Genomic DNA, 13,497 nt, shown 5'->3' on the forward strand with positions numbered 1-13,497 from the left:
GAATGGGGAATGGGGAATGGGGAATGGGGAATGGGGAATCGTAAGGGCACCGGCCCCGGCTTACGAACGGTCAGCCGCCTGATTGCGCATCCAGGCTGAAGGGATAACCAAAGCGCCGTTGAGCGGACGTTGCTCCACACCCATTCCCCACTCCCGATTCCCGATTCGCGGCCTCACAGCAACACCACATCAAACTGCTCCTGCAGATACTGGTCGTCGGACTGGAAGCGGATGCTCTTGCCGAGGAACTCTTCCAGTTCGGCCACGGCGGCGGACTCTTCCTCGGTGATGCGGGCGACCACTTTCGAGGAGGCGATCACCAGCAGGCGCGCGGCATCGAACTGGCGCACCGCGCGGGTGATCTCGCGGAAGATCTCGTAGGTCACCGTTTCGGCGGTCTTGATGGTGCCGCGCCCGCCGCAGTGCCCACAGGTCTCCGACAGCTGGCGCTCCAGGCTTTCGACGGTGCGCTTGCGGGTCATTTCCACCAGGCCCAACGGCGAGAACTCGTACACGGTGGTCTTGGCGTGATCGCGTGCCAGCGCTTTTTCCAGGGTGCGCAGCACCTGTCGGCGGTGCTCCGGATCGTCCATGTCGATGAAGTCGATGATGATGATGCCGCCCAGGTTGCGCATGCGCAGTTGCCGCGCCACCGCCTGCGCGGCCTCCAGGTTGGTGCGAAAGACGGTTTCTTCAAGATTGCGCTGACCGACGAACGAGCCGGTATTGACGTCGATGGTGGTCATCGCCTCGGTCTGGTCGATCACCAGATAGCCGCCGGATTTGAGTGGCACCTGCTTGTTCAGCGCACGCCCGATCTCGTCTTCGACCCCGTACAGGTCGAAGATCGGGCGGTCGCCGGTGTACAGCTCCAGTCGCTCGGCCAGCACCGGCATGTACTTGGCCACGAAGGCCTGCAGCTGCACGAAGGTCTCGTTGGAATCGACCTTGACCTTTTCCACGTCGCGGCGAATCAGGTCGCGCACCGCACGCAGCGGCAGGCTCAGGTCTTCGTAGATGATGCTGCACGGCGGCGCTTCGCGGCCGCGGCGCTCGACCACGTTCCAGACCCGCGACAGGTAGGCTATGTCCTCGGCCAGCGCCTCGGCCGGCTGGCCCTCGGCGTTGGTGCGGATGATGTAGCCGAAGCCGCCATGCTGGGCCGAGACCTCGCTGACGATGGTCTTCAGGCGCAGCCGCTCGGCTTCGTCTTCGATGCGCGCCGACACCCCCACCACCTTGGACTGCGGCAACAGCACCAGATAGCGCGAAGGGATGCTGATCTGCGTGGTCAACCGCGCACCCTTGGTGCCGATCGGGTCCTTGACCACCTGCACCACGATCTCCTGGCCGTCGCGCAGCAGCTCCACGATCGGCACCGAGGCCGGCGGCGGCGGCGGGATCGGGGTTTCTTCGGTATCGACCACGCTGGCGGGCGCCGGTGCCAGCCGGACCACATCGTTGGCATGCAGGAACGCGGCACGCTCCAGCCCCACTTCGACGAAGGCCGCCTGCATGCCGGGCATCACCCGCTGCACCTTGCCCTTGTAGATATTGCCCACCACGCCCCGGCGCCAGCCGCGCTCGATATGCAACTCCTGCAGCATGCCGTTCTCGATCACCGCCACACGGGTCTCGCGCGGGGTGACGTTGACCAAAATCTCTTCCGACATCAATGCGCTCCGAAGGCAGTGAGCAACTGCGAGGTGTGATACAGCGGCAATCCCATCACGCCGGAATAGCTGCCGGACAGATGGGCGATGAAGCGTTCGGCGCGGCCCTGGATCGCATAGGCGCCAGCCTTGCCCATCGGCTCGCCGCAGGCGGCGTAGGCGGCGATCTGCGCATCATCGAGGGTGTCGAAGGTGACCTCCGACACCACCAATGCCTGCGCCGGCGCGCGCCGTGCGCAGACTAGAACCACCGCCGTGAGCACCTGGTGGGTGCGCCCGGACAACGCGCGCAGCATGGCGACGGCATCGTCCACATCGACCGGCTTGCCGAACACCCGCTCGCCCAGCACCACTTCGGTATCGGAGCCCAGCACGATGGCGTCGGGGTCGGCGGCCTGTACCAGCGCCAGCCCGGCGTGCGCCTTCTCAAACGCAACGCGCTGCACGTACTGGTCGGGCGATTCATCGGCTGCGCGCAGCTCGGGCACATCCAGTTGCAACGTCTGGAACGGCACATCCAGGCGTTGCAGGAGTTCTTGTCGGCGCGGCGAACGGGAAGCGAGATAGAGCATCCGTCCAGCATACCTGTTGCCTGCACTCGCCCGCTTGCCTGGTGAACGCACACACCGTTGCCAACGGGGTGGTCGTGCTCGACTCACAACACATTCATCGACCTGCCAACACGCTCCCCACACAGACAAGGAGATCTCATGCGTACCCATCTCAAGCCGTTGTTGCTGGCCCTGTCCATCGCTGCCGGAACCGCCATGACTGCCCACGCCCAACCTGCGTCGAGCTACACCATTCCCAGCGACGGCACCCTGCTCAACGTCTCGGCCGAGGCCGAGGCCAAGCGTGTGCCGGACATCGCCACGCTGTCTGCCGGTGTGGTCACCCAGGCCGCCGACGGCAACGCCGCCATGCGCCAGAACGCCGAACAGATGAGCAAGGTCATGGCCGCGGTCAAGGCCGCCGGCATCGCCGACAAGGACGTGCAAACCAGCGGCATCAACCTGAGCCCGCAGTACACCTACAAGGAGAACGAAGCGCCCAAGATCAACGGCTACCAGGCCAGCAACACGGTCAGCCTGAAGGTGCGCGACATCACCCGCCTGGGCAAGGTGCTCGACGCGCTGGTTGCGCAAGGCGCCAACGACATCAACGGCCCCAGCTTTTCGATCGACCAACCCGAGCCGGTCTACGACGAAGCCCGGGTTGCCGCACTGAAGAAGGCCCAGGCGCGCGCCGAAACGTATGCCAAATCGCTGGGCCTGAAGGTGCGCCGCATCGTCAGCATCTCCGAAGGCCGCAGCGGCGGCGCGGTCCGCCCGATGATGATGGCCGCCTCAATGCGCTCGGCCAAGGCCGAGATGGACACCCCGGTCGCACCCGGCGAAAGCACCTTGTCGATCAACCTGGAGGTGACGTTCGAACTTGGGCGTTGACAGGGCAGACCATCGTCCAGTCCCACGCGTTGCATTTGCACTGCCCTCCCTGGAGGGTAGTGTCGTTTTGCACGCTTGCCAGTGCACACCTCACCTCTGGCCGCCGCCAGTCGCTGGTGATCACCGGTGACTGGCGGCTGGCGACCTTCTCCATGACCAAAGCAATTGCTTGGTTCAAGTGTCCAGAGTCACGCCCACTTGCCCTGAATACGCGTTCTTGGTTGTTTGTGCTTAAAAAACATGAAATTCAGAGAAATCGTTCTTTAAGCAGGCGCGACCGCTCTCTAGCATCGGTTGTCAACGCACCGTCATCTTCGTGACGGCGCTCATCCGGAGAGCGATAGAGATGACCAGCCACGCCGTGCGGCAACGCCGCTCGTTCCGCTCCACCTCGCCTGCGCGCTATGGCCGCATCAGCATGCTTGCGCTTGCCCTGAGCGGTGCCGTCGGCATGCTTGCCACCGGCACTGCAGCCGCGCAAAGTACCACTGCCGGCATCTACGGAAGCGCGCCGGCCAGTGCAGGTGCAACGGTCACCGCGCAGAGCGATACCGGTCTGACGCGCACGGCAACGGTCGATGCCAATGGCCGTTATGCCATCGGCAACCTTCCGGTCGGCACTTACACCGTCACGCTGCAACGCGAAGGCCAGGCCGCCGAAACCCGCAAGAACATCGAATTGCGCGTTGGCGCCGGTACCGATGTGTCCTTCGGCAGCAGCAGTGCGTCCGACGACACTGCCACCCTGGGCACCATCACGGTGACCGGCAAAAATATTTCGCCGGTGGACGTCTCTGCCACTGCTTCACGTACCGTCATTACGGCCGAGCAACTGCAGCGCTTGCCGCTGGCACGCTCGGGCGAAGCGATCGCGTTGTTGTCGCCTGGCGCGGTACAGGGCAGCGGCTATTTCGGCAACGCCATTTCCTTCGGCGGCGCCGGCGTCACCGAGAACGCCTACTACCTCAACGGCTATCTCAGCTCCAATCCGCTGACCAACATTGGCGGCGTCACCCTGCCCTACGGCGCCATCGACCAACAAGAGACCTATACCGGCGGCTATAGCGCCCGCTACGGCCGCTCGGCCGGCGGCGTGCTCAGCCAGGTCGGCAAGCGCGGCACCAACGAGTGGCATTTTGGCGCGCAGGCATTGTGGCGTCCGAAGTCGCTCTCCAGCGACTACAAAAACGTCTTCTACCCTGATGCCGCACCGCCTGCCGGCTATGAGTACAGCGATGAAAGCCTGCCCGGCACGCTTTACCGCAGCCGAAAGGACGACACCTTCTGGAACACGGTCTACAGCGTCTATGCCGGCGGCCCGCTGGTCGAAGACCGCTTGTTCGTTTTCGTTGCCGCAGAGCAGGAACGCACCGAAGGTGTTTCCACTGCACGCCGAGACGACCCGGTCATCGGCCGCAACAACTATCGCATTGATGAGCCGAAGGTCTACGCCAAAATCGACTGGAACATCAACGACAGCAATATCCTCGAACTGACCGGCGTCAAGAACAATTATCGCGAAGGCGGTGCTTATACCGATTTCAACGGATACCCAGACGTTGTCAGCGACGCCAACGGCGCATTCGCCGATACGGTCAAGGTCAACGACCGTTACTACATCGGCAAGTACACCAGCTATATCACCGACGATCTGACTCTGAGCGCCACTTATGGCAAGAGTCGCCAGACCGACTTCCGCAACAACCCCAGCACCGCACCGCTACTGACCAACACCAATCTGCAGGACCCGGCTATCACCGGGGGCAGCGAGATCCGCAACAACCAGACCTCCAGCCAGGCACGCGACGGCGAAAACAAGACGCGCGGCCTGCGCATCGATCTGGAATACGTGCTGGGCAGCCACACTCTGACCGAAGGTGTGGACAACATGTATTTCAATGCCGACAACGAAGGTGTCATCACCACGGGTCCGGGCTACCGCTGGATCTATGGCCGCTCCTCCCGCCCCACCTCGCCCATCAGCGCTGCACTGGGCGTGGGTCCGGCCGGTGGCAACGGCTACTACGTCTATCGCTCGGTATTCAATACGGCGACCAGCATGTCAGTCGCGCAGAAGGCTTACTTCCTCGAAGACAAGTGGCAAGTCAACGACAAGCTGCTGCTGACATTGGGTCTTCGCAACGACAAGTTCACCAACTTCAATGATCTGGGTGAGGCTTACGTGACCAGCGGCGATCAGTGGGCGCCGCGCCTGGGACTTAGCTGGGATGTGTTCGGCGACTCGTCGCTGAAGGTCTACGGCAACGCCGGTCGCTATTATCTGGCGCTGCCCAACAGCGTGGCCATCCGTGGCGCGTCGCCGTCCACTTTCACGCGCGAATACTTCACCTACGCCGGCATCGATGCGCAAGGCAACCCGACCGGGCTGACGCCGGTCTCAGTGGATCCATCCGCCGGGTTCTCCTGTTCGGGCAACATCGTGTCGTCCAACCTGGAATGCGGCCAGGCACCGGATGCCGCCGGCATCGCCGCCACCGACCTGAAGTCGATGTACCAGGATGAGTTCATGCTCGGCTTCGACAAGACCTTGGGCGAGAGTTGGGTCACCGGCGCCAAGGCCACCTATCGCACGCTCGGCGCCACCATCGACGACGTCTGCGATGCGGACCGCATGCGGACAAAGTTGACGGCATCGGGCGTCGACCCGAGCACCGTCAATGTGCCTGGCTGCATCATCTTCAATCCCGGCGAAACCAATTCCTTCAGCCTCGCCAATCTCGATGGCTCGGGTCGCACCTCGGTGACGATGTCGCCGACGGACTGGGGCTTCGACAAGAAGGCCAAGCGCACGTACCTGGCAGTGGACCTGTTCCTGCAGCATCCATTCGACGGTAAGTGGGAAGGCCGTATCGATTACACCTGGTCGCGCAACTTCGGCAATACCGAGGGCCAGGTGAAATCGGATATCGGGCAGACCGATGTGTCCAAGACCCAGGACTGGGATGCTGCTGCGCTGATGTGGTACTCGGGCGGCTACCTGGCCAACGATCGCCGCCACCAGATCAAGCTTTACGGCTCATACCAGATCGCACCGGAATGGCTGATCGCGGGCAATGTCCGCATCCTGTCGGGCACCCCGAAATCCTGCCTGGGATATGTGAGCATCAACGGCATCAGCGAAGATTCCGATGCCTGCGATCCGGTGGGCTATGGTTCTTTGTACCACACCTGCAATGGCCAACCGTCGCGTCCGGGCGATGCTGGCCGGTTGCCGTGGACCAAGATCGTCGACCTGGGCCTGACCTACCGCCCGGCATTTGCCGACAAGAAACTGGCCGTCACCCTGCAGGGCTTCAACATCTTCAACGAACGCAAGCCGCTGCAAGTGGACTCCACCTGGGAAGACAGCCCCTACACCCTGTCCAACACCTACGGCATGGGGGTCTATTTCACCCAGCCGCGCTACGCGGTGCTGTCCGTGTCGTACGACTACTGACGCACTCTCCCGTCAGCGTCGCTTCCCCAGCCCTGCGAAGGGCTGGGCTTTTCTTCGATCCACGCCCAGCTTCGGCTGGGCGTTTTGTTTGCGCGGATGAGTGCCGCGATTGACCCAAGCGGACACGCGTGAGCCGCAACGTGTCCCCAAGCACCATGAGCATCACGCGTGCCGCGTCGACGGCTGGGTGCCACCACGCACATTTGCATGGCGCTTGTGCGGTCGCCACCGCTGCGGTAAACCTACGCCACCGGATGGTGTTGTGCGTCCGGGTCGCGCTGGTCCTTTCCGCAGTTCCGTTCTGGAGGTGGATGATGGTTCGCACGCAATCGCAGGTTTCTTCCCGACCCCTTGGCATCGACCCCTCGCGCGTCCTGGCGATGAGCACGGCCGTGGCATTGCACCTACTGGCGGGCGGGTTGTTGTTGATTCCGCTCTCGCACCGGGCCATTCCGCAGCAGACCGCGCCAAAGGAACGCTGGCTCATGCCGGTCAGCATCCCGACACCGCCGCCACCGCGGGTGTTCCCCGTCGAAGTAAAGTTCACGCCGAAAACGCATTCACCGACCATGCCGCTGCCGGTAACGGTGCAGGCCCCGCTGATCAGTGAAACCTCCGTTGTCGACAGCGCACCGTCTGCCGTTGCCGCAACGGCCTCCGACGTTGTTGCAGACAGCGCGCCGCCAACCACCGCTCCCAGCGGCCCGGTCGAAGCAGGTCAACTGCAGTATCTGAGTTCGCCCGCGCCGAGCTATCCGGCGGCCGCATTGCGTGCAGGCCAGCAAGGCACGGTACTGCTGCGCGTACTGGTTGGCACCGATGGACGTCCGGCCGAAGTGAGCGTGCAGACCAGCAGTGGTCATCGCATGCTCGACCTGGCCGCGCGCAGCCAGGTGCTGCGCAACTGGCGCTTCCAGCCGGCGATGCAGAACGGCCAGGCCGTGCAGGCCTATGGCCTGGTGCCGGTGAGCTTCTCGCTCAATTGAGCGGCGAGCGGATGCGGCGGCCTGCAATCGCAGCCGCCGCATCGATATGGCTCGGCACACACGTTTCGTTAGCCGCGTTTATGCGCGGTGATAGGGATGGTTGGCCAGCATCGCCGCGGCGCGATACAGCTGCTCGGCGACAATCAGGCGCACCAGCATGTGCGGCAGGGTCAGCGGCCCGATCGACCAGCTTTCGCTGGCACTTCTCAGCACCTCTGCCGCGTGGCCTTCCGGCCCGCCGATGAGAAACGCCAGGTCGCGGCCCTGTCCGCGCCAATGCTCCATGCGCTGGGCGAGCTGTTCGGAACTGAGCGGGCGCCCCGGGACATCGAGCGCCACCACGTAGGCGTTTTTCGGCAGCGCGGCGAGCACGCGACGGCCCTCGTCGTCGGTCGCGCGCTGCGCGTCGCGGCCCTTGCCGCGCAGGCCGGGCTCGATCTCGACCAGCTCCAGCGGCATCCAGTGCGAGAGACGTTTCTGGTATTCGGCAAAACCTTGCGCCACCCAGCTCGGTGCGCGCTCGCCGGTGGCGATGAGTCGGCATTTCATCGCCACATGATATCCGCGTCACAGCCCGGGCAGCCCACGGCGATTTGTCACTGCGTGTCATGGTGTGGTTACAGCCGGCAATTAGTGTCGCCCGACCACCCAGCCACGCAGGAGTCGTTCGATGCCGATTTTCGATCCCGCCCGCCGCCAGGTTCTCAAGGGCAGTGCTGCCGTCATGGCCGCCGGCGCCCTTGGCAGCTTGAGTGCGCTGCAGTCGCGCCAGGCCCAGGCCGCCACCTCGCCTACCACGCAACTTGCGCCGGTCCCGAGCCGGTACGGCCCACTCGCCCCGGTCCCCGACCAGAGCACCGGTTTGCCGCTGCTGCAGCTGCCTCAGGGCTTCAGCTACCGCTCGTTCGGCTGGAGCGGCGACCGCATGGACGACGGCCAACCCTGCCCCGACCGGCATGACGGCATGGCTGTGGTCGGCCTGCGCCGACCCGACTGGCGCCCCGGTAGCGATCCGCTGCGCGGCCTGGAATACGTGTTGATCCGCAACCACGAACGCGGCGCAGGCAGCCCGTTTCGCGCCCCGGCGATGTACGACACCGGCATCGTCAGCGGCACCCAGCAGGCCGGCGGCGGCACCACCACGCTCAGCTACGGCCGGCGCGGCTGGGGCAGCCTGGAGCCCAGCCTGGGCGGCACCCTGGTCAACTGCGCCGGTGGCCCCACGCCCTGGGGCACCTGGCTGAGCTGCGAAGAGATCAAGACCAATGCGGTCTCCAGCACCGGCCGCAAGCATGGCTATGTGTTCGAGGTGGACCCGGACAGCCACCGCACCACCGGCCGTCCGCTGGTGGGCCTGGGCCGTTTCAGCCATGAAGCGGTGGCGATCGACCCGCGCACCGGTATCGTCTATCTCACCGAGGACGACCGCAACAAGGCCGGCCTGTATCGCTTCATCCCCAACGACCGCCGTGGCCGCAACGGCTCGCTGGAAAACGGAGGGCGATTGCAAGCCGCGCGGGTGCGCGGGCGCCGTAATGCCGACCTCACCGTGGTCAGCATCGGCCAGCAATTCCAGCTGGAATGGGTGGATATCTCCGAGCCCGACCTGGACAGCATCGCCGCCCCAACCGGCTTTGCCGATATCGGCGCCAACGACACACTGAGCGGTCCGTTCGCACAAGCCTGGGCCGATGGCGCGCTGCGCATGAGCCGCGGCGAAGGCATCTGGTACAGCTACGGCAAGATGTTCATCGTCGACACCAGCACCGGCGTGGATGCGCAGGGGCGCCGTGGTTACGGCAACGGTGCGGTGTGGGTGCTGGACCTGTTTACCCAACGCCTGAGCGCGCTTTTCGTCAGCGGCGATCAGCTGGCCGCGCACAACCCGGACAACGTGACGGTGAGTGCGCGCGGCGGCGTGGTGTTGTGCGAAGACGGCGGCGAAAGCCCGGACGCATACGGCCCTGGCGCGCGTCTGCTCGGCCTGACGCGCAACGGCGAGTCGTTCTATCTGGCCAAGAACAATGTGCAGCTGACCTCGCAGCAGATCGCCGATGCCGGCAAGACGATCGCCGAGGGCGACTACCGCGACACCGAGTTCTGCGGCGCGTGCTGGGACCCGTTGGCGCGTACCTTGTTCGTCAACATCCAGACGCCGGGCATCACCCTGGCCATCACCGGGCCGTGGGAACGCGGACCGCTGTAAGCGCGGCGGCAGGCAGGCACCGGCGGACGAGCCGCTGCTGCGCACCGGCCGGGCAGCGGCTCGCCCGGAGTTGCGCAGCGCCGATCGAGGCTTGCGCGCTGGTTCGTCCAAACACGAACGGCGCCCAAGGGCGCCGTTCGTTCGTCCTGTCACGTCGACGACGCGATGCGCAGACTCAGCGCAGTTCGTCGGACTCGTCTTCGTCGGACGGGCGTTGATCGCCCACGGTCCACAGACGCTCCAGCGCATAGAACTCGCGCACGCGCGGCAGCATCACATGCACCACCACATCGCCCAGGTCGACCAGCACCCATTCGGCTTCGCGCTCGCCTTCCACGCCCAGCGGCATCACGTCTAGACGCTTGGCGAACTTGACCACTTCGTCGGCGATCGATTTGACGTGGCGGGTCGAGGTGCCGGAGACCACCACCATGTAGTCGCAGACGCTGGACTTGCCGCGCACATCGATCTCGACCACGTCCTTGGCCTTGAGTTCTTCGACAGCCTCGCGCACGGTAGCCAACAGGGCCGGCACGGACGGCGGCGGGTTCGGAAGGGAGGTCTTGATGACTTGGGCTTGGCTGGTCAAAGCGGCAACTCGATGGAATTGGCGTGAATTATAGGCCGGTCCGTGCGGACGCGTGTTCAGGTAGCCGGGCGGACGCGACGGTACAGGCCTTCGCGCTGGATCATTCCGGCCACCGGGGGCGGCACCAGACTCTGCCAGTGCGCGCCGGTGGCGATGCGTGAGCGCACCGCGCTGGCCGATTCGCCGCGCAGTGGCTGATGCAGCAGATACAGGCAGCCCGCCGGCGCGCCGACCAGCGCGTCCGCGCCAGCGACCCAGCGGCCCTGCACCGCCGCGGCCAGCTGCGGGGCGTCGGCCAGCGCCAAGGCCGTGCCCGGTCTGGCGGCAACCACGAAATGCGCCAAGCCGAACAACGCCTCCCACTGATGCCAGTGGTGCAGCCCGACGAAGGCATCGGCGCCGAGCAACCAGGCGATCGGCGCTGCAGGGCCGAGTTCGGCGCGCAGCTCGCGCAAGGTATCGACCGTGTAGGACGGCGCATCGCACTGCGCGGCGCGCTGCAGTTCGCGGGTATCCAGTTGCAGGCCTGGATAGTCGGCCAGCGCCAGTTGCAGCATCTGCGCACGCTGCGCGGCGGTGGCGCCGGGTGCAGGACGATGCGGCGGGTCGGCGGCCGGCACCAGTTGCACGCATGCGCCCAGTTCGTCGCGCGCCTCACAGGCGATGGCCAGATGGCCCAGGTGGATCGGGTCGAAGGTGCCGCCGTAATAAAGATGGAGCTGGGAATCGGGATTGGGGATTCGGGAATCGGAAGAGCCAGGGTCCGCCAAGTGGTCGGGATGGGAGTGTTGCTGTTCCTGCGATCCGGAAGAGCTGATTGCAGGGCTGGCCTGCGCAAGCTGGTCGGAATGGGCTCGCTGCCGGTCACCGTGCCCTTCCAGGCTCCCCGGTCCCCGGTCCCGGACCCCGGCGTCCCTAGCTCTCACGCCAACAATCTCACCGCACGGGCTTCGGCCACGGCCACCAGCAGGCGCTCCAGACCAACCCAGGCATCGCCGTCGGCGCGGCCCTTGGCCATGCGATCGACCTGCCCGGCTTCGGCGACGAAGCGTTCCCAGCGGCGCGGTTCGGGGTGACGCTGCAGCGCGCGCTTGAAGGGCGCCTGGCGCGATTCCCACAGCCCTTGCGCCTTCATTTCGGCGGCCAGGTTGCCGCCGTTGGCCTGCACCTTCGCCAATGAGGCGGTGCGCAGCAGTTCCTTGATCAGGATCGGCATCAGCGCGGCGACCGCCTCGCCTTCGCCGCGCAGGCCGGCAAGCATGCGGATCACCGCGGCCGGCTGCCCGGACAACGTGGTTTCGGCCAGCCGGAACACGTCGTAGCGCGCGGCATCGGCCACCAGCGATTCCATTGCCTCCAGATCCAGCGTCTTGCCGTCGGCCAACAGGGCAAGCTTGTCGATTTCCTGTGCGGCGGCGAGCAGGTTGCCTTCCACCCGCTCGCTCAGGCGCTGCACGGCAGCAGCGTCGGCGCGCAGGCCGTGCGCGCGCAGGCGGCGCTCGATCCAGTCAGACAGTTCGTGCGGCTTGATCGCCCAGGCCACCGCGATGGTGCCGATGCGACCGACCGCCTCCGCCCACTTGCCGTGGTGCGCCTTGCTCCAGTCGTTGGCGGTGATCAGCAGCACCACGTCCGGCGGCGGGTCGGCGCAGAAGCGGGTGATGACCTCGGCCCCGTCCTTGCCGGGCTTGCCGCTGGGCAGGCGCACTTCGACCAGGCGGCGCGGACTGAACAGGCTGGGCGCATTGAAGCTGGCGTCGAGCTGGTTCCAGTCGAACTCGCGGCCATCGGCATCGAACACTTCGCGTTCGCCGATGCCTTCGGCGCGCGCCCGCGCGCGCACCGCGTCGGCGGCCTCAAGCACACGCAAGGTCTCCGGGCCGGCGATCAGATACACCGGCTGCAATGGCTGGCTGGACTGGCCGGCCAGCTGCTCTGGGCGAAGTTCCATCACCGAAAACGCGGGGCGCGGCTCAGTTGCCCGACGTGGGCGCGGGCGGCAACGAAGCCGGCACGCTGGATTCGGGCGTCGTGGTGGGCTGCGCTGGCGCCGTCGGGGCCGGCGGCAATGGCGCGGTCGGCGTGCTTTCCAGACCTTCGCCGCGCTGCAGGCGTGCCCGCACCACGCTGTCGATACGACGCAGGATCGAGGCCGACATGTCCTTGCGCAGTTCGTCGGCCAGGATTTCGCGCTCGGTTGCCGTACCGGTGGCGTCCACCGGTGGCGACACGTAGTCGCGCGACAGCTCGATCACCTGCTGCGGCACCAACACCGAGCCATTGGCAGTGGTGACGGTGAAAATGGCCGCGTAGCGCAGGCTGTATTCCTGGGCGCGGCCCTGGCTATCGATGGCGATCGGCAGGTCGCCCCAACGCTCGGACAACACCTGCACCTGCGCAAAGCCGGTCTTGGCGTCTTCATCTGCCAGCGTGGCACCGGAGGCCTTGAGACCACGCCGCAACAGCTTGGCCAGCTCGCTGTACTGCACGGCGGACTGCACCTTCACCGCCGGTGTGTCCGGCGGCAACGCCAGCGAATTGCGCAAATGGAAGCCGCAGGCGGTGAGGCTTGAGACAAGCACGAGGGACGCAGCGAAGGCAGTAGGGAATCGAATCATGGGCACAGTCTGGATGAGCGCCCCGGCGGCGGCAACAGGCGGCTAGCCTGCCCGAGACCGCGTGAACGGGGCTTGAGAGGACACCGCGAAACACTGCGGCGCCCCAGGAATGAAAAAACGCGTCGCCACGCGCCGGTGAAGCCAATCGTCGGCAACCACGGCCAAAACTCTATAAATGCATCGTGCGCGCCAGTGAATGCGATGTCGAAAACGAAAGCCGTGCCCAACTAAGCCACGCCCCGCGCCGATGCAGTGATCTTGCTAAACCCGGCAGCGCATCGTCATGCACCGATGGAATGAACGCCGCAGACGCCTGGCACTTCTCGCCGATCACCCTCGCCTTCCTGGTTGCCGCGGCGCCCATGCGGTGCATCGCCAGAGCCGTCGCAGCAGCACACCGCACATCGCACGTCGGTGCAGCGTGCAGTCGCTGCACCGGCAATATCACCGATGCGCCCTCACCGCGCCGAAACACTCTCGCCACCGCCGCGTCGCTACACCGATCCGGCGCACTGCCCGGGCC

The 13,497-nt window shown here is 65.5% G+C and carries 11 protein-coding genes; 4 read left to right on the top strand and 7 right to left on the bottom strand.

What is annotated here, in order from left to right:
• Positions 1–173: 173 nt before the first annotated feature.
• Together rng and ACCQ03_RS14175 are read right to left on the bottom strand one after the other, a co-directional pair.
• Entirely contained in the window at positions 174–1,673 is a 1,500-nt protein-coding gene (gene rng / locus ACCQ03_RS14170; protein ID WP_209227869.1) for a ribonuclease G, read from the bottom strand.
• Positions 1,673–2,245, bottom strand: a complete 573-nt coding sequence (locus ACCQ03_RS14175) for a Maf-like protein (protein ID WP_057677484.1) — start codon at positions 2,243–2,245, stop codon at positions 1,673–1,675. The genes rng and ACCQ03_RS14175 overlap by 1 nt, the downstream gene beginning before the upstream one ends.
• Positions 2,246–2,383: 138 nt before the next feature.
• Between ACCQ03_RS14175 and ACCQ03_RS14180 the strand changes: the two genes are divergently transcribed.
• From ACCQ03_RS14180 to ACCQ03_RS14190, 3 genes are all read left to right on the top strand, one after another.
• On the top strand, positions 2,384–3,118 hold the full coding sequence (locus ACCQ03_RS14180) for an SIMPL domain-containing protein (protein WP_057677483.1): 735 nt from the start codon (positions 2,384–2,386) through the stop codon (positions 3,116–3,118).
• Between the two features lie 346 nt (positions 3,119–3,464).
• The gene (locus ACCQ03_RS14185) at positions 3,465–6,575 is read left to right on the top strand and encodes a TonB-dependent receptor domain-containing protein (RefSeq protein WP_209227871.1); all 3,111 of its coding nucleotides are present in this window, start codon (positions 3,465–3,467) and stop codon (positions 6,573–6,575) included.
• A gap of 311 nt (positions 6,576–6,886) precedes the next feature.
• On the top strand, positions 6,887–7,561 hold the full coding sequence (locus ACCQ03_RS14190; protein ID WP_372359825.1) for an energy transducer TonB: 675 nt from the start codon (positions 6,887–6,889) through the stop codon (positions 7,559–7,561).
• Positions 7,562–7,639: 78 nt separating this feature from the next.
• On the opposite strand, the gene rlmH is transcribed toward ACCQ03_RS14190, so the two are convergent.
• Complete coding sequence (gene rlmH / locus ACCQ03_RS14195) at positions 7,640–8,110, bottom strand: 23S rRNA (pseudouridine(1915)-N(3))-methyltransferase RlmH (protein ID WP_039570316.1); 471 nt, start codon at positions 8,108–8,110, stop codon at positions 7,640–7,642.
• Between the two features lie 121 nt (positions 8,111–8,231).
• Between rlmH and ACCQ03_RS14200 the strand changes: the two genes are divergently transcribed.
• Positions 8,232–9,767 (top strand): alkaline phosphatase PhoX, encoded by a 1,536-nt coding sequence (locus ACCQ03_RS14200; RefSeq protein ID WP_057677481.1) that lies wholly within the window; start codon positions 8,232–8,234, stop codon positions 9,765–9,767.
• A 175-nt stretch (positions 9,768–9,942) separates the two neighbouring features.
• On the opposite strand, the gene rsfS is transcribed toward ACCQ03_RS14200, so the two are convergent.
• From rsfS to ACCQ03_RS14220, 4 genes are read right to left on the bottom strand one after another with little or no spacing between them, the layout of a single operon-like run.
• A complete protein-coding gene (gene rsfS / locus ACCQ03_RS14205) occupies positions 9,943–10,356 on the bottom strand; it encodes a ribosome silencing factor (RefSeq protein ID WP_005912943.1) in 414 nt (137 codons plus the stop codon).
• Positions 10,357–10,412: 56 nt separating this feature from the next.
• Positions 10,413–11,282: a nicotinate-nucleotide adenylyltransferase gene (nadD, locus tag ACCQ03_RS14210; protein WP_057677480.1), complete on the bottom strand. Its 870-nt coding sequence runs from the start codon at positions 11,280–11,282 to the stop codon at positions 10,413–10,415.
• Positions 11,279–12,307: a DNA polymerase III subunit delta gene (gene holA / locus ACCQ03_RS14215; protein WP_057677479.1), complete on the bottom strand. Its 1,029-nt coding sequence runs from the start codon at positions 12,305–12,307 to the stop codon at positions 11,279–11,281. Before holA ends, nadD begins: the two co-directional genes overlap by 4 nt.
• Before the next feature lie 22 nt (positions 12,308–12,329).
• Positions 12,330–12,974 (bottom strand): LPS-assembly lipoprotein LptE, encoded by a 645-nt coding sequence (locus tag ACCQ03_RS14220; protein ID WP_057685516.1) that lies wholly within the window; start codon positions 12,972–12,974, stop codon positions 12,330–12,332.
• Positions 12,975–13,497 lie beyond the last annotated feature (523 nt).

Source organism: Xanthomonas sp. NCPPB 3569 (assembly GCF_041475645.2).
Lineage (GTDB): Bacteria > Pseudomonadota > Gammaproteobacteria > Xanthomonadales > Xanthomonadaceae > Xanthomonas > Xanthomonas phaseoli.